A 20,450-nucleotide genomic window follows, 5' to 3' on the forward strand; every position below is an offset into this window, starting at 1 on the left:
TAAAGCGTCGAAAATGCCAGCCGGGCCGAACAGTCGTCAGGCGGACGGCCGCGCGGCGAACAGCGCCTGCTTGATCCGCTGCAGCGTGCGGTACGGCGTCACGAAATGCAGCAGGTTCTTGGCGAGACCGGCCCAGTCGTACGGGTTCAGCGCGTTGAAGTGGCTCAGCAGCAGCGTGAGCGTCGACACCAGCTGGCGCCGGCGCTTGGTCGCACTGATCCCGCCCTCGTTAAGCTCGTAATACAGGCCGAGTTCGGGCAGGTTTGCGCAATCGTAGCGTTGCATTAACCGCAAAAAAAGATCGAGATCCTCGGCCGCGCGGTATTTCGCGCGATAGTTGCCGACTTCGCGCACGGCGTCGATGCGCAGCATGACCGACGGATGCACGAGCGGCGAACGCAGGAAGCGCGTGCGGCGCAGCGTGCGCGGATCCGCGGGCGGCGTCAGCATGAAGCGCGGCTCGCCGGCACGCGACACGACCTGCGTCCACATGCCGACGCAGGCCACGCGCGGGTGGGCGCCGAGATACGCGCGTTCCTTCGCGAGGCGCTGCGGCGCGGCGAGATCGCCCGCGTCGATGCGGGCCGCATAACGGAAGCCGCGCGCCGCGAGCGCGTCGATGCCGGCCGCGAGCGCGCGCTCGATGCCGACGTTCTCCGGCATGCGCAGCACCTCGATCGCGAGGCCGGGCAGGTCGGGCGCGACGATCGGTGGCGTGCTGCCGTCGTCGACGATCAGCACCTGCACGGGCGCGTCCTCGCGAAACGACGCGAGGGTCCGAACGACGTCGTCGTGCCCGTTGTAGGCCGGCATCAGCACGGCCACGTCGTCGAGCGGAAGCGGGCAATCAGGGGACGTCATGGTCGCAGCTTGAAACGGATGTAATAAAAATTGACGGCGGCGGCGGCCAGGTAGCCGGCCGCCAGCCCGACGAGCGCGCCGTACAGGCCGAGCCGGGGAATCGCGACCAGGTTGACGAGTGCGGCGATCGCGAGCGCGAGCAGCCATTTCGACAGCAACACGAATTTTGCTTGATATTTGAGAACGATAAGATTGCCTATCGCCTCGATGCCGGCCGGCACGGACAGCCAGACGGCCCAGCGGAAGATGTCGACCGACGCCTCGTAGCCGCGGCCGAACACCTTGCCGACGATCAGCGGGGCGGCCGCGTCGAGCACGAGCGCGCCGGCCGTCATCAGGCAGGCCGTCATCGCGATCAGCCGGACGATGTTGCGGCGCAGCCGCGCGATGTCCTGCACGCGGTAGACGAACGCGGGCGCGATCGTCTGCGCGAGCATCAGCGCGAGCGCGATCCAGTTCTCGTTGAGCTGCTGCGCGGCCGAATAGCGGCCGAGATCGGCGAACGACACGTGACGCTCGAGCATCAGGCGGTCGAGCTTCAGGAACAGGTACATGCAGATGAGGCCGAGCCAGAACACGGTGCCGGCCGTCGCAAAGTGCCTGAACAGCGGCTTGTCGAACGTCCAGCCGAACGCGCCGCCGTTACGATGCCGGTAGTACAGCATCAGCGCGAAGCCGATTGCCGCGGCTTCGAGCGTCCACACCCACGCGAAGTGCGCGGGGCTGGCGGCCGCGCGGACCAGCAGCCAGACGAGCAGCGCCTTCGCCAGCGCGGTGATCATGCTGGTGACGAGCTGCGGCTTGCTGTAGGTCATGCTCTGCAGCCACGCGTTGATCATGCCGACGAACGGCTCGCGGAACACCATCGTGACCGCCAGGCCGGCGAGCATCGCGCCGACCAGCGGATCGAAGGCGCCCGCGGCGATCGCGATCCAGGTCGCGGCGAGCGCGGCGACCGAAACGACGATGCGCAGCACGAACGCGCTGCCGAGCACCGCGCCGAGCTGGGCGGGCGGGCGATGGACGATGGTCGGGACGAGGATTTCCGCGCCGCACACCCAGGTGAGCGGCGCCAGTACCAGGAGGAGCGTATTCGCATACTGCCATTTGCCGAACACATCCGGCCCGAAATAACGGGCCAGAAGACCGCTGATCGCGATCGCGACGCCGATCTGCGTGAGCCGTTCGAGCCCCAGCCAGACGAGGTTCGCGACGGCCTTCGCGACATCCGGGTTGCCGAAGCGCTTCAGCATGCGGAGCGACCGGGTACGCGCAGGGTGGCCGGCAGGGCGCCCGGAGGCTGCGGGTTGGCGGCGGCGGGACGGCTAGGCATTAAAATGGGCGACATGCGCGTCATCAAAACCCGCGATTATAAGTGGGATCGGAGTCGCTTCAGTCGTTCCGCTCCGTGTCGTGCCGGACCGGCATGTATCATGCGCGGCACCGGCGAGACGTGGTCAGGCAAGCCAGACAATTTTCCATGCACGCAACTGAGAGAGAAGAGAATCGATGATCTCCCAATCCATCTTCAAGGCATATGACATTCGTGGCGTGGTCGGCAAGACACTCGACGTCGATACGGCGCGCGGGATCGGCCGGGCATTCGGCAGCGAAGTGCGTGCGCAGGGCGGCGACGCGGTCGTCGTCGCGCGCGATGGCCGCCTGTCCGGGCCGGACCTCGTCGGCGCACTCGCCGACGGCCTGCGTGCGGCGGGCGTCGACGTCGTCGATGTCGGCATGGTGCCGACGCCGGTCGGTTATTTCGCGGCGAGCGTGCCGCTTGCGCTGAAGGGCGGCGAGCGCCGCGTCGATTCGTGCATCGTCGTCACGGGCAGCCACAACCCGCCCGACTACAACGGCTTCAAGATGGTGCTGCGCGGTGCCGCGATCTACGGCGAGCAGATCCAGGCGCTGTACCGCCGCATCGTCGACGAACGTTTCGAAACGGGCAGCGGCACCTATGAGCAGGTCGACGTGGCCGATCAGTACATCGCGCGCATCGTCGGCGACGTGAAGCTCGCCCGCCCGCTGAAGCTCGTCGTCGACGCCGGCAACGGCGTCGCGGGCCCGCTCGCGACGCGCCTGTTCAAGGCGCTCGGCTGCGAACTCGTCGAGCGCTTCACCGACATCGACGGCACGTTCCCGAACCACCATCCCGATCCCGCGCATCCGGAAAACCTGCAGGACGTGATCCAGGCGCTGAAGGACACCGATGCCGAGCTCGGTTTCGCGTTCGACGGCGACGGCGACCGCCTCGGCGTCGTCACGAAGGACGGCCAGATCATCTATCCGGACCGCCAGCTGATGCTGTTCGCGGAAGAAGTGCTGTCGCGCAACCCGGGCGCGCAGATCATCTACGACGTGAAGTGCACGCGCAACCTCGCGCAGTGGGTGAAGTCGAAGGGCGGCGAGCCGCTGATGTGGAAGACGGGCCACTCGCTCGTGAAGGCGAAGCTGCGCGAGACGGGTGCGCCGCTCGCCGGTGAAATGAGCGGCCACGTGTTCTTCAAGGATCGCTGGTACGGCTTCGACGACGGCCTCTACACGGGCGCGCGCCTGCTCGAGATCCTGACGAAGTCGGCCGACCCGAGCGCGCTGCTGAACGGGCTGCCGGACGCGATGAGCACGCCCGAACTGCAGCTCTGGCTCGACGAGGGCGAGAACTTCCGCCTGATCGACAAGCTGCAGAAAGAGGCGAAGTTCGACGGCGCCGAGGAAGTCGTGACGATCGACGGCCTGCGTGTCGAGTACCCGGACGGCTTCGGCCTCGCGCGTTCGTCGAACACGACGCCGGTCGTCGTGATGCGGTTCGAATCCGAGACCAAGGAAGGGCTCAAGCGCATCCAGGAAGACTTCCGCCGGGTGCTGACGGCCGCGAAGCCGGACGTCAAGCTGCCGTTCTGAATGTCGGCGGCCCGCGGGCCGCCAACGGCGCGAGGGTCGATCCAGTCGTCGCGCCATCCCCGAAAAGCGGCGCACGCCAAAGGCGTGCGGCCGCTTTTTGTCTGTCTGGACCCCCGGGCGGGATAAAATCCCCCCTTTATGCTTGTCGCCGGCTGCCAGCCGGCGTTTTTTCAGCGTGCAAAAGATCCTGATCGTGCGCGTGTCGTCGCTGGGCGACGTCGTGCACAACATGCCGGTGATCGCCGATATCCGGCGCCGCCATCCCGATGCGCAGATCGACTGGCTCGTCGAGGAAAGCTTCGTCGACCTCGTGCGGCTCGTCGACGGCGTGCACGACGTGCTGCCGTTCTCGTTGCGCCGCTGGCGCAAGAAGCCGTTCGCGGGGGCCACGTGGCGCGAGATCCGCGCATTCCGCAAGCGCCTCGCGGCCGAGCAGTACGATCTCGTGATCGACTGCCAGGGTCTCATCAAGACGGCCTGGGTCGCGAGCTGGGCGCGCGGCCCGCTCGTCGGGCTCGGCAACCGCACCGACGGCGCCGGCTACGAATGGCCCGTGCGCTTCTTCTATCGCAAGCGCGTGCCGATCGCGCCGCGCACGCACGTCGTCGAGCGCTCGCGGCAACTTGTCGCGGCCGCGCTGGGCGACCCGGCGCCGACGCCGGCCGATCCGGTCGACTTCGGCCTCGACACGCGCGCGGCGGCGCTCGCGGTGGCCGCGCTCGGCCTGAACCTGCCGGTGCCGTACGTGGTGTTCGTCCATGCGACGTCGCGCGCCGACAAGCAGTGGCCGGACGCCGCGTGGATCGAGCTCGGCCAGGCGCTCGTGCGGCGCGGCGCGTCGCTGGTGCTGCCGTGGGGCAACGACGCGGAGCGCGCGACCAGCGAGCGGCTCGCGAAGGAGTTCGGCGCGGCAGCGATCGTGCCGCCGAAGCTGTCGCTGCCGGCCGTGGTCGGTCTGATCGACGGCGCGGCCGCGACGGTCGGGGTTGATACAGGTCTGGTTCACATCGCGGCCGCGCTGAAGCGTCCGACGGTCGAACTGTACAATTTCGCGACGGCCTGGCGCACCGGCGGCTACTGGTCGCCGAACGTCGTCAATCTCGGCACGGCGGGGCAGCCCCCGTCGATCGCGCAGGTGAAGTCGGCGCTCGCGGGCTTCGGTCTCCTGTAATTCCCGCCATGCTTGCCATGCCTGCCACACACGCGAACCGATCATGAGCGAATCCCAGATCATCGAAGTCCCGTCCGCCGACTGGAGCGGACACAACCTGTCGGCGCCGCGCGAGCAGCTGCTGGCCGCCGTCGAGGAAGGCAAGGTGCTGTATTTCCCGCACCTGCGCTTCGCGATCGAAGGCGGCGAGGAAGCGCTGCTCGATCCGGCGCTCGCCGATCCGAAACGCAAGAACATCAGCCTCGCGCCGAACGGCGGCGCGCTTGCCGGCGTGCTCGGCGACAGCGTCACGCAGTCGGCCGTGCGCGCGCTCGTCGCGCGCTTCCAGCAGCAGGCCGGCACGCTCGTCGACGGCCTGTTTCCCGAATACCGCGGCAAGCTGCGCGTCGCGCCGACGAGCCTGCGGCTGATGCAGGTCGAGACGCGCCAGACGTCGTGGCGCAAGGACGACAGCCGGCTGCACGTCGATGCGTTTCCGTCGCGGCCGAATTACGGCGAGCGCATCCTGCGCGTGTTCACGAACGTGAACCCGGCCGGCGTGCCGCGCGTGTGGCGGGTCGGCGAGCCGTTCGAGGACGTCGCGAAGCGCTTCCTGCCGCACATCCGGCCGCAGTTGCCGGGCGCCGCGTGGCTGCTGAACCTGCTGCACGTGACGAAGTCGCCGCGCAGCGCGTACGACCACCTGATGCTGAACCTGCACGACAGCATGAAGGCCGATCTCGACTACCAGAAGACGAGCCCGCAGCAGACGATGCCGTTTCCGCCGGGTTGCGTGTGGATATGTTTCTCGGACCAGACTTCGCACGCTGTGATGTCCGGCCAGTTCATGCTCGAGCAGACGTTCTTCCTGCCGGTCGACGCGATGGTCCGCCGCGAATGCGCGCCGCTCGGCATTCTCGAGCGCCTGCAGGGCAGGGCGCTGGTTTGAGCGCACACCTGCTTCGATTCAATACGAGGGCTGCCGCATGCTGAGGGCGATCTATCGCGCACTGTGGTGGCTCGTCGCGCCTGTCGCGGTCATTCGGCTCTACGTGCGTTCGCGCAAGGAGCGCGGCTACCGCGAGCACATCGGCGAACGCTTCGGCCATGTAGCCGGCCGCTCGCGCGACGATCGCGCGCCGCTGATCTGGGTGCATGCGGTATCGGTCGGCGAGACGCGCGCCGCGCAACCGCTGATCGACGCGCTGATGCGCGTGCGCCCCGATGCACGCATCCTGCTTACACACATGACACCGAGCGGCCGTGCGACCGGCGTGCAGATCTTCGGCGATCGCGTGCTGCGCTGCTACCTGCCGTACGACATGCCCGGCGCGGTGCGGCGTTTCCTGCACGCATGGCGGCCGACGCTCGGCCTCGTGATGGAAACCGAGGTGTGGCCGACGCTGATCGACGAGTGCCGTCGCGCGGACGTGCCGCTCGTGCTGACCAATGCGCGGATGTCCGCGCGTTCGTTCCGGCGCGCGGCGAAGTTCGGCACGGCGACGCGCGACGTGTTCGGCGGCTTCTCGCGTGTGCTCGCGCAGAGCCCGGCCGACGCGGAGCGGCTGACGTCGCTCGGCGCGCGCAATGTGGCCGTGCTCGGCAACCTGAAGTTCGACATGACGACGCCGCAGGAACTGGCGGCGCGCGGCCATGCGTGGCGCGATGCGATCGGCGCGCGGCCCGTGTGGGTCGCCGCCAGCACGCGCGAGAACGAGGAGGCGCTGGTGCTGCAGGCGTTCGCGGCGATGCGCACGCCCGGCGCGCTGCTGGTGCTGGTGCCGCGTCATCCGCAGCGTTTCGCGGAGGTCGAGGCGCTGGTCGAGCGCAGCGGGCTCAAGTGCATGCGACGCTCCACGTGGGCGGCCGACACGGCCGCGCTCGCGGCCGGCCACCCGGCCGCCGCAGCGCTGCCGGAGGACGTGACGGTGCTGCTCGGCGATTCGATGGGGGAGCTCGGCGCATATTACGCGGCCGCCGACATCGCATTCATCGGCGGCAGCCTGCTGCCGCTCGGCGGCCAGAACCTGATCGAAGCATGCGCGGTCGGTGTGCCGGTGCTGATGGGGCCGCATGTGTTCAACTTCACGCAGGCAACCGCCGATGCGGTTGCGGCCGGTGCGGCGCTGCAGGTCGAGGATCCGCTCGATCTCGCGCACGTGCTCGACGCGCTGTTCGCCGACAAGGCGCGGCGCATCGCGATGGGCGCGGCCGGCGCGGCGTTCGCGTCGCGTCACCGCGGCGCGACCGCGCGCACGGTCGACGTGCTCGCGGCACTGCTGCCGCCCGCCGAACGCGGCGAGCGCGCGATGCAGGACGGGCAGGACACGTCCGACAAATAGACGGCATGCGGCGCCATGCCGCGCGGGCAGGCGTGGCGGCTTCGTGTGCCGCCGCGCCGTTCACGCTCAGACCGTCAGCAACCCCTTCTTCTCGATGAACGCGATCACGTCCGCGACGCCGTCGAGCGCCTTCAGGTTCGTCATCACGTAAGGCCGCTCGCCGCGCATCTTCTTCGTGTCGGACGCCATCACGTCGAGGTTCGCGCCGACCAGCGGCGCGAGATCGGTCTTGTTGATCACGAGCAGGTCGGACTTCGTGATGCCGGGGCCGCCCTTGCGCGGAATCTTCTCGCCGCCCGCGACGTCGATCACGTAGATCGTCAGGTCCGACAGCTCGGGGCTGAAGGTTGCCGCGAGATTGTCGCCGCCCGATTCGATGAACACGATGTCGGCATCGGGAAAGCGCGACAGCATCCGGTCGACGGCCTCGAGGTTGATCGACGCATCCTCGCGGATTGCCGTGTGCGGGCAGCCGCCCGTCTCGACGCCCATGATGCGCTCCTCGGGCAGCGCGCCCGCCACCGTCAGCAGCCGCTGGTCTTCCTTCGTATAGATGTCGTTCGTGATCGCGACGAGGTCGTACTTGTCGCGCATCGCCTTGCACAGCATTTCGAGCAGCGTGGTCTTGCCGGAGCCGACGGGGCCGCCGATGCCGACGCGCAGCGGCGGCAGTTTCTTCGTGCGGCGGGCGGAGGAGGAAGCAGGAGCGTTCATGGCGAGTAGCGTCGTAGTCAGGAGCGGAACAACCGCGAGTACTGGGTTTCGTGCCGCGCGGACAGGATGCCGAGCTGCGGCGCGAACGTGTTGATGGCGTCGGGCGGCGTCGCGAGCGCACGACGCACGGCTGCATCGATCGCGCCGCGCAGTGCGACGATGATGCGTTGCCCGGCGAGCTGGCCGAGCGGCACGGCCTTCAGCGCGGCCGACGTCTGGTTCTCGACCCAGCCGAATGCGTACGCGGCGAGCGTCGCGTCGGCGCCGGCGTCGTGCGCGGCCGCCGCGTACGCGAACGCGGTCGGCAGCGCGATCGGCGACAGCGATGCGAGCGTCGTGCGGCGCGCGGCATCGCCCCATTCGAGCGATGCGCAGAGTTGCGCGAGCGACCAGCCCATCTGTTCGGTCTCACGGCGCAGTTCCGCCGATTCGCGGCTGGCGACATACCACGCGTTCCCGGCGGCGAGCGCCGGCGCATCGTGTGCGTGCCAGCGCGCGAGCTGGTGTGCGAGGAACGGCAACTCGCCGTGCGCGAGCACGTCGGTCAGGCCGCTCGCGATCCAGTCGCGCGCGGAATCGGCGTCGCGGATCAGGTTCGCGTCGAGCGCGGCTTCGAAGCCCTGCGAATAGCTGTACGCGCCGATCGGCAGCGCCGGCGATGCGAGGTGCAGCAGCGCGACGAGTTCAGTGGTGGTCATGGCCATGGCCGTGCGCGCATCCGGGACCATGTTGATGATCGTGATCGTGATCGTGATCGTGATCGTGATCGTGATCGTGATCGCGATCGTGCGAGTGTCCGTGGTGTTCGCCGAACACCTGCTGCGCGAGCGCGTAATCCTCGGCGAACGTCGCGTCGTGCCCGTGCTTGTGGCCGCCGCCGTAGGCGCCGGCTTCCGGCTGGAACGGCGCGTTCGCTGTGTCGACCTGCGTGCCAAGACGGCGCAGCATGTCCGCGAGCACGGGATCGGCTTCGAGCTTCAGGTAGCCGTCGCCGATCTCGACCGGCGTGTGACGGTTGCCGAGGTGGTACGCGGCGCGCATCAGCGTGAGCGGATCGGCCGCGCGTACGAGCAGCACGGCTTCGGGCGCGGCGGCGACGCGCACGAGCGCGCCGTCGTCGGCGACGAGCACGTCGCCGTCGCGCAGCACGGTGCCGCGCGGCAGCAGGACCGCGACGTCCTCGCCGGTGTCGAGCGTCGCCGCGAGGCGGCTCTTGCAGCGGGCGTCATACGCGAGCGTGAGGGTCGGTGCGCGCGCAACGAGCGACGCGGCGAGTTTCACGTTCGGGGCAATGCGTTTGTCGAGGGTGCGCATAAGGCAGAAACCGAAAATCAGAACAGGAAATAGCGCTGCGCCATCGGCAGCACGGTCGCCGGTTCGCAGGTGAGCAACTGGCCGTCGGCGATCACGTCGTAGGTTTCGGGGTCGACGCTGATCGACGGGCGCCACGCGTTGTGGATCATGTCGGCCTTCGTCACGTTGCGGCAGTTGCGCACGGGCACGATCTGCTTCGCGAGGCCGTAGCGCTCGGCGATGCCCGCGTCGGCCGCCATCTGCGATACGAAGGTCAGCGACGTGCGCGCGAGCGCACCGCCGCGCGTCGCGAACATCTCGCGGTAGTGGACGGGCTGCGGCGTCGGGATCGACGCGTTCGGGTCGCCCATCTGTGCGACCGCGATCATCCCGCCCTTCAGGATCATCGACGGCTTGATCCCGAAGAACGCGGGCTCCCACAGCACGAGGTCGGCCCACTTGCCAGGCTCGATCGAGCCGACTTCGTGCGCGATCCCGTGCGTGAGCGCCGGGTTGATCGTGTATTTCGCGACGTAGCGCTTCGCGCGGAAGTTGTCGTTGCGCGCGCCGTCCTCGGGCAGCGCGCCGCGCTGCACCTTCATCTTGTGCGCGGTCTGCCAGGTGCGGATGATCACTTCGCCGACGCGGCCCATCGCCTGCGAATCGGACGACAGCATCGACAGCGCGCCGAGATCGTGCAGGATGTCCTCGGCCGCGATCGTTTCGCGGCGGATCCGCGATTCGGCAAACGCGAGATCCTCGGCGATCGACGGATCGAGGTGATGGCACACCATCAGCATGTCGAGGTGTTCGTCGAGCGTGTTGATCGTGTACGGACGCGTCGGGTTGGTCGACGACGGCAGCACGTTCGCCTCGCCGCACACCTTCAGGATGTCGGGCGCGTGGCCGCCACCCGCGCCTTCGGTGTGGTACGTGTGGATCGTGCGGCCCTTGAACGCGGCGACCGTCGATTCGACGAAGCCGCCTTCGTTCAGCGTGTCGGTGTGGATCGCGACCTGCGTGTCGGTGTCGTCGGCGACCGACAGGCAGTTGTCGATCGCGGCGGGCGTCGTGCCCCAGTCCTCGTGCAGCTTCAGGCCGATCGCGCCGGCCGCGATCTGCTCGACGAGCGGTTGCGGCAGGCTCGCGTTGCCCTTGCCGAGGAAGCCGAGGTTGATCGGCCAGCCGTCGGCGGCCTGCAGCATCCGCTCCATGTGCCACGGCCCCGGCGTGCAGGTCGTCGCGTTGGTGCCGGTGGCCGGCCCCGTGCCGCCGCCGAGCATCGTCGTGACGCCCGACGCGAGCGCCTCGTCGATCTGCTGCGGGCTGATGAAGTGGATGTGCGTGTCGATGCCGCCCGCCGTCACGATCAGCCCTTCGCCGGCGATCACTTCGGTCGCGGCGCCGATCGCGATCGTCACGCCCGGCTGGATGTCCGGGTTGCCGGCCTTGCCGATCGCGGCGATGCGGCCGTGCTTGATCGCGATGTCGGCCTTCACGATGCCCCAGTGATCGAGGATCACCGCGTTCGTGATGATCGTGTCGGGCACGTCGGCGGCCACGCGCTGCGACTGGCCCATGCCGTCGCGGATCACTTTCCCGCCGCCGAATTTCACTTCCTCGCCGTAGGTCGTGAAGTCGCGTTCGATTTCGATCAGCAGTTCGGTATCGGCGAGCCGGACGCGGTCGCCCGTCGTCGGCCCGAACATTTCCGCGTACGCGCGGCGGCTCAAGCGTAGTGTCATGTCGTGCTGTTCCTGAAGAGACGGACGTGAGGCTTCGCTCAGAGCGGCCCCATCACCTTGCCCTGAAAACCGTAGACGGCGCGATCGCCCGCGAGCGCGACCAGCTCGACGGTGCGCGTCTGGCCCGGCTCGAAGCGCACGGCCGTGCCGGCCGCGATGTTGAGCCGGAAGCCGCGTGCGGCCGCGCGATCGAACGACAGCGCGTCGTTGACCTCGAAGAAGTGATAGTGCGAGCCGACCTGCACCGGGCGGTCGCCGGTGTTCGCGACGACGAGCGTCAGCGTTTCGCGGCCCACGTTCAGTTCGTGGTCGCCGTCGTCGGTGAGGATTTCGCCGGGGATCATGCGCTGCCTCACGGAATCGGATGATGGACGGTCACGAGCTTCGTGCCGTCGGGGAAGGTCGCCTCGACCTGGATGTCGGGAATCATCTCCGGCACGCCGTCCATCACGTCGTCGCGCGTGAGCAGCGTCGTGCCGTAGTGCATCACCTCGGCGACGGTCTTGCCGTCGCGCGCGGCTTCCATCAGCGCGGCGGTAATGAAGGCGACCGCCTCCGGATAGTTGAGCTTCAATCCGCGCGCGCGACGGCGTTCAGCCAGCAGCGCTGCCGTGAAGATCAGCAGCTTGTCCTTTTCTCGGGGAGTCAGTTTCATGAAGGCAAACGTTCAGGAAAACGTAATTTTTATCGGTGCGCTCACACCCGGGCGCACGCGCGGTTCATCGTAGCACCGCGCTGTTTGGCGTGCGGCGTGTATCGGTTATGTAAGCAGCAAGGCGCGTGCCATGCCCGTGGCGGGCGGTGCGATGCGCGTTCGTGGTGCGCGGCGCATGAACGGCGTGCACCGCCGGAGGCGGCGCTGCGCCGAAACGGTGCGTCGGACGAACGGGATCAGGTTTGCCAGAGGCGCAGCGGCCGTGCGTCGACGCCGTGCACGATCGGCCGCAACTGCAGCCAGCAGTCGATGAAATGACGCTGCAACGCTTCCATCGACGTCGACAGCGCGCGCACGAGCACGACGCCGGGCGTGACGCAGGTCGCGCCCGCGCGCAGCGTGTCGTCGAACGGCATCCGCGCGGCGAGCGATTCGGCGAGCGCGGCGTCGCACGCGGCGCCGGCGGCCCACAGCGTGCCGTACACGGGAAAGCCGGCCAGGCCCTGCAACGCGCCGCGCAGCGGGTCGTGTGCGTCGAGCAGCGCGCGCTCGGTCCACAGCGGCCGGCCGTCGGCATCGACGAGCGCCGAGGTCGACGCGATGCGGCCCGCCGACCAGGTTTCGCCGGCCGCCTGCCGGCCGAGCTGCGTCGCATCCCAGCCGATCGCGCTCGCGCCCGCGCCGAGCGTCACCGTGAAGTCGAGCGATGCGTGTGCCGCGTCGAAGAACAGGTTGTTCTGCGGCAGCCAGTCGAGCTTCGCGTTCTCGCCGACCGTCATGCCGATGCGCTGTGTCGCGTCGAGGCCGTTCGACTTGTACCACTTGGTCGCGCCGGGCGTCGTCAGCACCGCGTGCGTACCGTCGCCGAGCGCGATGTCGATGTCGAGCCGGTCGCCGCCCGCGACGCCGCCCGGCGGGTGGACGATCACCGCGTGGCAGATCGCGTCGCCTTCCGGGTACAGCGGCCGCTGCACGCGCAGCGGTCCGTCGTGCAGCCGGTGCACGAGCGTCGTGCGCGCGCCGTGCCGCTCGAAGCCGAGTTCGAGACGGCCGCGCCACGACTTGGCGACGGCGGCGGGGCGGGACAGCGGGGCGTGGGAATCGGGGGCGGACATCGGCTGCGAACGGGAAACGTGGCGGACGGAGGAAAGCGGGCGCGAAGAACGTGGATGCTACCGGAACAATAATGCAGATGCCGCGTTCGGTGATAGGGCCGGTTTCGGTTGAACCGCGAACCGGCCGCCCGTGCCCGCTGCCGCACTGCGTCTCACACCGCGATCAACTCGCGCACGCCGTTCGTTTCCATGTCCCGCGCGTCACCGCCCGCGACGATTTCGCCGCGGCTCATCACCCAGTACTGGTCCGCGATCGAGCGCGCGAAATCGTAATACTGCTCGACCAGCAGCACCGTCATCCCCGATTCGTCGACGAGCTGGCGCAGCGTGCGGCCGATGTCCTGGATGATCGACGGCTGGATGCCCTCGGTCGGCTCGTCGAGGATCAGCAGCTGCGGTTCGCTCATCAGCGCACGGCCGATCGCGAGTTGCTGCTGCTGGCCGCCCGACAGGTCGCCGCCGCGCCGCGCGCGCATGTCCTTCAGCACCGGGAACAGGTCGTAGATGCGGTCGGGCACCTTCGACGGCGCCTTCCGGCTCGCCGCGCCGACGAGCAGGTTCTCCTCGACGGTCAGCCGCGGAAAGATGTCGCGGCCCTGCGGCACGTACGCGAGCCCGGCCGCGACGCGCGCATACGGCGGCATCGCGCCGAGCGCGGTGCCGCGCCACGACACGGTGCCGCTTTTCGCGGCGACGACGCCCATCAGGCAGCGCAGCAGCGTGCTCTTGCCGACGCCATTGCGGCCGAGCAGCACGGTGAGCTTGCCGTCGTCGGCGGCAAGGCTCACGTTGCGCAGGATATGGCTGCCGCCGTAGTACTGGTTCAGTGCATCGATCTTCAGCATCGCATCATCGTCCGAGGTAGGACCCGATCACCGCGTCGTCGCGCTTGACCTGGTCGAGCGTGCCTTGCGCGAGCACCGCGCCTTCGGCCATCACCGTCACGCGGCCCGTGTCGCCCGCGAGCGCCGCGACGAAATCCATGTCGTGCTCGACGACCATCATCGAGCAGGTGCCGCGCAGCGTGTTCAGCAGCTCGGCGAGTTCCATCGTCTCGTGGTCGGTCATCCCGGCCGCCGGCTCGTCGAGCAGCAGCAGCGCGGGGCGCTGCATCAGCAGCATGCCGATCTCGAGCCGCTGCTTCTGCCCGTGCGACAGCTCGCCGGCCGTGCGAAACGCATGGCTTTCGAGGCCGATCAGCGCGAGCGTCTCCTCGATCTTCGCCTGCGCCGAGCGGTCGAGCCGCGCGCGCAGCGACGCGAGCCAGCCCTTGTCGGTCTGCATCGCGAGCTCGAGGTTTTCCCACACCGGATGCTGCTCGAACACGGTCGGCTTCTGGAACTTGCGGCCGATGCCCGCGCGCGCGATCTCGGGCTCGCTCATTCGCGCGAGGTCGAGCGTCTGGCCGAGAAACACGTTGCCCGAATCGGGGCGCGTCTTGCCGGTGATGACATCCATCATCGTCGTCTTGCCCGCGCCGTTCGGGCCGATCACGCAGCGCAGCTCGCCCGCGTCGATCGCGAGCGACAGCTTGTTGAGCGCGCGAAAGCCGTCGAAGCTGACTTCGATATCCTCGAGGTAGAGGATCGTGCCGTGCGACGTGTCGATGCCCGGCGGCACGACGCGGCCCATCGATGCGGTGCCGCTGACGGCCAGCAGCTCGTCCTCGGGCGGCGGCGTGAACTGGTAGAGGGCGGTTCCGTTCATGCGCGTTTCCCCTTCGCGAGCACGGTTTCGACGAGGCCCATGATCCCGCGCGGCAGCAGCAGCGGCACGAGCACGAAGATCAGGCCGAGGAAGAACAGCCAGTACTCGGCGAAGTACGCGGTAAACAGGCTCTTCGCGCCGTTCACCGCGAATGCGCCGACGATCGGCCCGATCAGCGTGCCGCGCCCGCCCACCGCGACCCAGATCGCCATCTCGATCGAGTTGCCGGGCGACATCTCGCCGGGGTTGATGATGCCGACCTGCGGCACGTACAACGCGCCGGCGATACCGCACAGCACGGCCGACACGGTCCATACGAACAGCTTGTACGCGAGCGGGCTGTAGCCGAGGAACATCAGCCGCGTCTCGCCATCGCGCACCGCGGTGACGACGCGCCCGAGCTTGCTCGTGACGATCGCGCGCGCGGCGACGAACGCGAGCACGAGCGTCGCGAACGTCAGCAGCAACAGCACCGTGCGCGTGCCGGGCGACGTGACCGGAAAACCGGCGATGCGCTTGAAGTCGGTGAAGCCGTTGTTGCCGCCGAAGCCCGTCTCGTTGCGATAGAACAGCAGCATCGCGGCGAACGTCAGCGCCTGCGTGATGATCGACAGGTACACGCCCTTCACGCGCGAGCGGAACGTGAAGAAGCCGAACACCCACGCGAGCACGGCCGGTACGAGCACGACGAGCGCGAGCGCCCACGCGAGATGCTGTGTGCCGCTCCAGTACCACGGCAGCTGGTGCCAGTCGAGAAACACCATGAAGTCGGGCAGGTCGCTGCCGTACTTGCCGTCGCGGCCGATCTCGCGCATCAGGTACATGCCGATCGCGTAGCCGCCGAGCGCGAAGAACAGCCCGTGGCCGAGGCTCAGGATTCCGCAGTAACCCCAGACGAGATCGAGCGCGAGCGCGGCGATCGCGTAGCACATCAGCTTGCCGGCGAGCGTCATCGCGTAAGCCGACAGATGGAACGCGCTCGATTCGGGCGCGACGAGCGCGGCGAGCGGCACGCCGATGCCGATCGCGATGCACAGCGCGACGAGCGCGAGCCACGCGCGGCGCGACAGCAGCGCGGGGCGCGGCGGCAGGCCGAGCGCGAAACCGTCTGCGGTGCGTGCGGAGGAGGGCGGTGTAGCGGCGGCCGGGCGATCCGGCAGCGTATCGGTCAGGGTAGTCATGTCATGCCTCCGCGCTGCGGCCCTTCGGGGCGAACATGCCCTGCGGACGTTTCTGGATGAACAGCACGATCATCACGAGCACCGCGATCTTCGCGAGCACGGCGCCCCAGAACGGCTCGATCGCCTTGCTCGCGAGGCCGAGCCCGAAACCGCCCAGCACGGTGCCGGCGATCTGCCCGACGCCACCGAGCACGACCGCCATGAACGAATCGATGATGTAGTTCTGGCCGAGGTCGGGGCCCACGTTGCCGATCTGCGACAGCGCGCAGCCGCCGAGGCCGGCGATGCCCGCGCCGAACGCGAACGCATACGCGTCGACGCGCGCGGTCTTCACGCCGACGCACGCGGCCATCCGGCGGTTCTGCGTGACCGCGCGCACGAACAGGCCGAGCCGCGTCTTCGTCAGGACGGCCCACGCGACGAACACCACCGCGAGCGCGAACGCGAGGATCGCGAGCCGGTTGTACGGCAGGATCAGGTTCTGCATCACGGTCACGCCGCCGCTCATCCACGACGGGTTCACGACCTGCACGTTCTGCGCGCCGAACAGCATGCGCGTCGCCTGGATCAGGATCAGGCTCACGCCGAACGTCGCGAGCAGCGTCTCGAGCGGGCGGCCGTACAGGTGGCGCAGCACGAGCCGTTCGAGGACGATGCCGACGAGCGCGGCCGCCGCGAACGAAGCGGGCACGGCGACGAGCGGATACCAGTCGAACGCGGCCGGCGCATAACGCTGGATCAGCGTCTGCACGACATAGGTTGCGTACGCACCGATCATCAGGAATTCGCCGTGCGCCATGTTGATCACGCCGATCAGCCCGTACGTGATCGCAAGGCCGAGCGCGGCGAGCAGCAGCACGCTGCCGAGCGACAGGCCCGCGAACAGCGTGCCGACGATCTCGCCGCGGCGCTGCAGCGCGTGCAGTGCGTCGAGCCCCTGTTGCGCGGCGTCGCGCACGCGTGCGTCGGGTTCCGCGTAGCTGCCGTCGGCGTTCTTCGCGACGAGCGGGCGCAACTGTTCGATCATGTCGAGATCATGGCGTGCGGCTACTACTTGCACGGCTTCCAGACGCTTCGCCGGGTCGGCGTCGTGCAATGCGGCGATCGCCCACAGGGCGTCGAGGCGGCGCTTCAACGAGGGGTCGGTTTCTTTCGCGCGGGCGCGGTCGATCATCGACTTGAGTGCCGGGTCCGGCGACTTCAGCAGCGCATCGATCGCGTCGCGTCGCGCGGCGACATCGGGCGATGCGAGCGCGAGCCCCGACAGTGCGCCCGCGATCTTCGTGCGCAGCAGGTTGTTCAGCATCACGGGCTGCGCGTCGCCTGCCGGTGTCGCGGCCTGCGTGAGCGCGTCGTGCGCGGTGTCGCCGGTCTGGATCAGCAGGCGGCCGTCGCCGGTCGCGAGCGCGTCGCCGGTTGACAGCGCGTTGAGCAGCGCGACCGCGCGCGGATCGGTATCGGCGGCGAGCCGTTCGATCGCGGTCGTCTTCGCGTCGAAGTCGTCGCCGGCGAGCGCGGCGGTATCGGCGGCCGTCAGTGCGAACGCGGCGCGCGGCAACCCGCCCGCGAGAGCGGCGCACGCGACGATCGCGACGGCGGCTCGGCGAAAGCGTATAGGCATCGGGAAATCCTGTCGGGCGTGGAGAAGCGAATTCATGCGGCGTTGCGGAGGCGATTGCGGTTCATCACGGCAATCGCGGCCCGTGCATCCGCACCTGCGAACGAGCGGGGCATCGCGCCGGTGCGCGATACCCCGCATCGCGTCAGGCGAGCGCCGCGCGCTGCCGGCGCAGGAATGCCGGGATCGACGTGACGATGTCCGGCTTGCCCTGGTTGCCCGCGATGAACGGGCTCCACGGCTGCGCGCGCACCGCGGTCTTGGTCTTCCACACGACGTTGAATTGCCCGTCGCCGCGGATTTCGCCGATCATCACCGGCTTGTGCAGGTGGTGGTTGCCGTCCATCGCGAGCGTGAAGCCCGACGGCGCGGCGACGCTCTGGCCAATCATCGCGACGCGCACCTTGTCGACGTCGGTGCTCTTCGCCTTCTCGACGGCCTGCTTCCACATATGGATGCCGACGTAGGTCGCTTCCATCGGATCGTTGGTCACGCGCTTCGCGCCGCCCGGCAGGTTGTTCGCCTTTACCCACGCGGCGAACTGGTCCTTGAATTTCGTGTTGGTCGGGTTCTTCACCGACATGAAGTAGTTCCACGCGGCAAGGTGGCCGACGAGCGGCTTCGTGTCGATCCCGCGCAGCTCTTCCTCGCCGACCGAGAACGCGACGACCGGCACGTCGGTCGCCTTGATCCCCTGGTTGCCGAGTTCCTTGTAGAACGGCACGTTCGAATCGCCGTTGATCGTCGAGATCACGGTCGTCTTGCCGCCCTGCGAGAAGGTCTTGATGTTCGCGACGATGGTCTGGTAATCGCTGTGGCCGAACGGCGTGTAGACCTCCTGAATGTCCGCGTCCTTCACGCCCTTCGATTTCAGGAACGCACGCAGGATCTTGTTGGTCGTGCGCGGATACACGTAGTCGGTGCCGAGCAGGAAGAAGCGCTTCGCGCCGCCGCCTTCGGCGCTCATCAGGTACTCGACGGCCGGAATCGCCTGCTGGTTCGGCGCGGCGCCCGTGTAGAACACGTTGCGCGACATTTCCTCGCCTTCGTACTGCACCGGGTAGTAGAGCAGCCCGTTCAGTTCCTCGAACACCGGCAGCACGGACTTGCGCGACACCGACGTCCAGCAGCCGAACACGCACGCGACCTTGTCCTGCGTGAGCAACTGGCGCGCCTTTTCGGCGAACAGCGGCCAGTTCGACGCGGGATCGACCACCACGGGCTCGAGCTTGCGGCCCATCACGCCGCCGCTCTTGTTGATGTCGGCGATCGTCATCAGCGCCGTGTCCTTCAGCGACGTTTCGGAGATCGCCATCGTGCCCGACAGCGAGTGCAGGATGCCGACCTTGATCGGGCCGGTGCCTGCATCGGCTGCGTGCACGAACGGACTCTTGCCCGCCAGCGCGAGCGCACCGGCCATCGAACCGAACTTCAACAGACTGCGACGTTTCATCGGGATCCCCTTGTCATGTTGGATAGGCGTGCGCCGTAACGGCGCCGGCCATGGGGTAACGCAAGGCATGTGCCAGTCGCGCGGATGCACGTCCTGCGTGCCTGCGCGGGGCGATGGGGTGGTGCGCGTGATGCGTCGTGCAGCATGCGCGGTCCGTTGCGGTGCAGGTTCGCGGGCGCAAATGGTGCACGATTGTGGTTCCCCGTTCCGGTGCTTACACTCGGTGTTCGGTCTGCCATGCCCCCTGTCTTCGCATCACGCCGGTGCAGCGCCATGCCGCGCCGCCCGAACCCACCGAGGAGCCACCATGAGTCAACCGCAAGCGAACACGCCCGACCTGTCGGCGTTCTGGATGCCGTTTACCGCCAACCGCCAGTTCAAGGACGCGCCGCGGCTGCTGGTGTCCGCGAAAGGGATGTATTACACGTCGCACGACGGCCGGCGCATACTCGACGGCACCGCGGGGCTCTGGTGCGTGAACGCCGGGCACTGCCGCGACGAGATCGTCGCGGCGATCAACGCGCAGGCCGAGGAGATGGATTTCGCGCCGACCTTCCAGATGGGCCACCCGAAGGCGTTCGAAGCGGCGACGCGCATCGCGCGCCATACGCCGGCCGGCCTCGATCACATCTTCTTCACGAACTCGGGTTCGGAGGCGGTCGACACCGCGCTGAAGATCGCGCTCGCGTATCACCGCGCGCGCGGCGAAGCGCAGCGCACGCGCTTCATCGGCCGCGAGCGCGGTTATCACGGTGTCGGCTTCGGCGGCATCTCGGTCGGCGGGATTGCGCCGAACCGCAAGGCGTATTCGGGCGCGCTGCTGCCGTCGGTCGACCACCTGCCGCATACGCTGAACATCAAGGAAGCCGCATTCTCGAAGGGGCAGCCGGCGTGGGGCGCGCACCTCGCCGACGAACTCGAGCGGATCGTCGCGCTGCACGATGCATCGACGATCGCCGCGGTGATCGTCGAACCGGTCGCGGGGTCGACGGGCGTGCTGATCCCGCCGAAGGGCTATCTCGAACGGTTGCGCGCGCTGTGCGACAAGCACGGCATCCTGCTGATCTTCGACGAGGTCATCACGGGCTGGGGGCGGCTCGGCGCGCCGTTCGCCGCGCAGTACTTCAACGTGACGCCCGACCTGCTGACGATGGCGAAAGGCACGAACAACGCGGCCGTGCCGATGGGCGCGGTCGCGGCGAGCGACGCCATTCACGACACGATCGTGAGCGGCGCGCCGGCCGGCATCGAGCTGTTCCACGGTTATACGTATTCGGGGCACCCGCTCGCGGCCGCCGCCGCGTGCGCGACGCTCGACCTGTACGAGCGCGAGCGGCTGTTCGAGCGCGCCGCGCAGATGGCGCCCGTGTTCGAGCGCGAGATCCACAAGCTGAAGGACGCGCGGCACGTGATCGACGTGCGCAATCTCGGCCTCGTCGGCGGTGTCGAGCTGGCGCCGCGCGACGGCAAGCCGGGTGCACGCGCGTACGACGTGTTCGTCAAGTGCTATCAGAAGGGCGCGATGATCCGCTATACGGGCGACATCCTCGCGTTCTCGCCGCCGCTCATCATCGACGACGCGCAGATCACCGAGCTGTTCGCGATCGTCGCCGACGCGCTGAAGGAAACGGAGTAGGGCGGGAAAGAGAAACGGGCGCGCAATGCGCGCCCGTTCGGCGGATCAGGATGGCGGGCGACGCGCGATGCGCCGC

At 68.4% G+C, this 20,450-nt stretch carries 19 protein-coding genes; 5 read left to right on the forward strand and 14 right to left on the reverse strand.

Translation table 11 applies throughout. The features are described from left to right. Window positions 1–36 precede the first annotated feature (36 nt). Entirely contained in the window at window positions 37–861 is an 825-nt protein-coding gene (locus ACN22W_RS04515; protein WP_419686490.1) for a glycosyltransferase, read from the reverse strand. After that, on the reverse strand, window positions 858–2,114 hold the full coding sequence (locus ACN22W_RS04520; RefSeq protein WP_419686492.1) for an oligosaccharide flippase family protein: 1,257 nt from the start codon (window positions 2,112–2,114) through the stop codon (window positions 858–860). Before ACN22W_RS04520 ends, ACN22W_RS04515 begins: the two co-directional genes overlap by 4 nt. A 256-nt stretch (window positions 2,115–2,370) precedes the next feature. On the opposite strand from ACN22W_RS04520, the gene ACN22W_RS04525 reads away from it, so the two are divergent. The 4 genes from ACN22W_RS04525 (at window position 2,371) to waaA (ending at window position 7,257) form a co-directional block, all read left to right on the forward strand. After that, complete coding sequence (locus ACN22W_RS04525; protein WP_129513893.1) at window positions 2,371–3,765, forward strand: phosphomannomutase/phosphoglucomutase; 1,395 nt, start codon at window positions 2,371–2,373, stop codon at window positions 3,763–3,765. A gap of 175 nt (window positions 3,766–3,940) precedes the next feature. Beyond that, window positions 3,941–4,936 carry a lipopolysaccharide heptosyltransferase I gene (gene waaC, locus ACN22W_RS04530; RefSeq protein ID WP_048251505.1) on the forward strand — a complete coding sequence of 332 codons (996 nt, stop codon included), beginning with the start codon at window positions 3,941–3,943 and terminating at the stop codon, window positions 4,934–4,936. A gap of 43 nt (window positions 4,937–4,979) precedes the next feature. Then, on the forward strand, window positions 4,980–5,864 hold the full coding sequence (locus tag ACN22W_RS04535; protein ID WP_343495119.1) for a Kdo hydroxylase family protein: 885 nt from the start codon (window positions 4,980–4,982) through the stop codon (window positions 5,862–5,864). 37 nt (window positions 5,865–5,901) lie between these two features. Next, window positions 5,902–7,257, forward strand: coding sequence for a lipid IV(A) 3-deoxy-D-manno-octulosonic acid transferase (waaA, locus tag ACN22W_RS04540; protein WP_419686495.1), 1,356 nt, complete (start codon window positions 5,902–5,904; stop codon window positions 7,255–7,257). A 66-nt stretch (window positions 7,258–7,323) separates the two neighbouring features. Here waaA and ureG read toward each other — a convergent pair whose 3' ends face one another. From ureG to urtA, 12 genes are all read right to left on the reverse strand, one after another. After that, window positions 7,324–7,971 (reverse strand): urease accessory protein UreG, encoded by a 648-nt coding sequence (gene ureG, locus ACN22W_RS04545; RefSeq protein WP_048251502.1) that lies wholly within the window; start codon window positions 7,969–7,971, stop codon window positions 7,324–7,326. 17 nt (window positions 7,972–7,988) lie between these two features. Continuing rightward, window positions 7,989–8,669 (reverse strand): urease accessory protein UreF, encoded by a 681-nt coding sequence (locus ACN22W_RS04550; protein ID WP_419686497.1) that lies wholly within the window; start codon window positions 8,667–8,669, stop codon window positions 7,989–7,991. Beyond that, complete coding sequence (gene ureE / locus ACN22W_RS04555; protein WP_419686498.1) at window positions 8,656–9,285, reverse strand: urease accessory protein UreE; 630 nt, start codon at window positions 9,283–9,285, stop codon at window positions 8,656–8,658. The genes ACN22W_RS04550 and ureE overlap by 14 nt, the downstream gene beginning before the upstream one ends. A gap of 17 nt (window positions 9,286–9,302) precedes the next feature. Then, window positions 9,303–11,009: an urease subunit alpha gene (gene ureC / locus ACN22W_RS04560; RefSeq protein WP_048251500.1), complete on the reverse strand. Its 1,707-nt coding sequence runs from the start codon at window positions 11,007–11,009 to the stop codon at window positions 9,303–9,305. A gap of 38 nt (window positions 11,010–11,047) precedes the next feature. Continuing rightward, window positions 11,048–11,353 (reverse strand): urease subunit beta, encoded by a 306-nt coding sequence (locus tag ACN22W_RS04565; RefSeq protein WP_048251499.1) that lies wholly within the window; start codon window positions 11,351–11,353, stop codon window positions 11,048–11,050. Between the two features lie 8 nt (window positions 11,354–11,361). Continuing rightward, window positions 11,362–11,664, reverse strand: a complete 303-nt coding sequence (ureA, locus tag ACN22W_RS04570) for an urease subunit gamma (protein ID WP_006406310.1) — start codon at window positions 11,662–11,664, stop codon at window positions 11,362–11,364. A 236-nt stretch (window positions 11,665–11,900) separates the two neighbouring features. Further along, entirely contained in the window at window positions 11,901–12,779 is an 879-nt protein-coding gene (locus ACN22W_RS04575) for an urease accessory protein UreD (protein WP_129513901.1), read from the reverse strand. 152 nt (window positions 12,780–12,931) lie between these two features. Next, window positions 12,932–13,624 (reverse strand): urea ABC transporter ATP-binding subunit UrtE, encoded by a 693-nt coding sequence (gene urtE / locus ACN22W_RS04580; protein WP_129513902.1) that lies wholly within the window; start codon window positions 13,622–13,624, stop codon window positions 12,932–12,934. Window positions 13,625–13,628: 4 nt separating this feature from the next. Next, a complete protein-coding gene (gene urtD, locus ACN22W_RS04585; protein ID WP_419686502.1) occupies window positions 13,629–14,486 on the reverse strand; it encodes an urea ABC transporter ATP-binding protein UrtD in 858 nt (285 codons plus the stop codon). After that, complete coding sequence (urtC, locus tag ACN22W_RS04590) at window positions 14,483–15,667, reverse strand: urea ABC transporter permease subunit UrtC (RefSeq protein ID WP_193097792.1); 1,185 nt, start codon at window positions 15,665–15,667, stop codon at window positions 14,483–14,485. The genes urtD and urtC overlap by 4 nt, the downstream gene beginning before the upstream one ends. Window position 15,668: 1 nt before the next feature. After that, window positions 15,669–17,288: an urea ABC transporter permease subunit UrtB gene (gene urtB, locus ACN22W_RS04595; protein ID WP_419686504.1), complete on the reverse strand. Its 1,620-nt coding sequence runs from the start codon at window positions 17,286–17,288 to the stop codon at window positions 15,669–15,671. A 142-nt stretch (window positions 17,289–17,430) separates the two neighbouring features. Then, on the reverse strand, window positions 17,431–18,738 hold the full coding sequence (gene urtA, locus ACN22W_RS04600) for an urea ABC transporter substrate-binding protein (protein ID WP_129513906.1): 1,308 nt from the start codon (window positions 18,736–18,738) through the stop codon (window positions 17,431–17,433). Between the two features lie 307 nt (window positions 18,739–19,045). On the opposite strand from urtA, the gene ACN22W_RS04605 reads away from it, so the two are divergent. Then, window positions 19,046–20,374, forward strand: coding sequence for an aspartate aminotransferase family protein (locus ACN22W_RS04605; RefSeq protein ID WP_419686505.1), 1,329 nt, complete (start codon window positions 19,046–19,048; stop codon window positions 20,372–20,374). Window positions 20,375–20,450: the final 76 nt, after the last annotated feature.

The organism is Burkholderia theae, from assembly GCF_048565265.1.
GTDB lineage: Bacteria > Pseudomonadota > Gammaproteobacteria > Burkholderiales > Burkholderiaceae > Burkholderia > Burkholderia theae.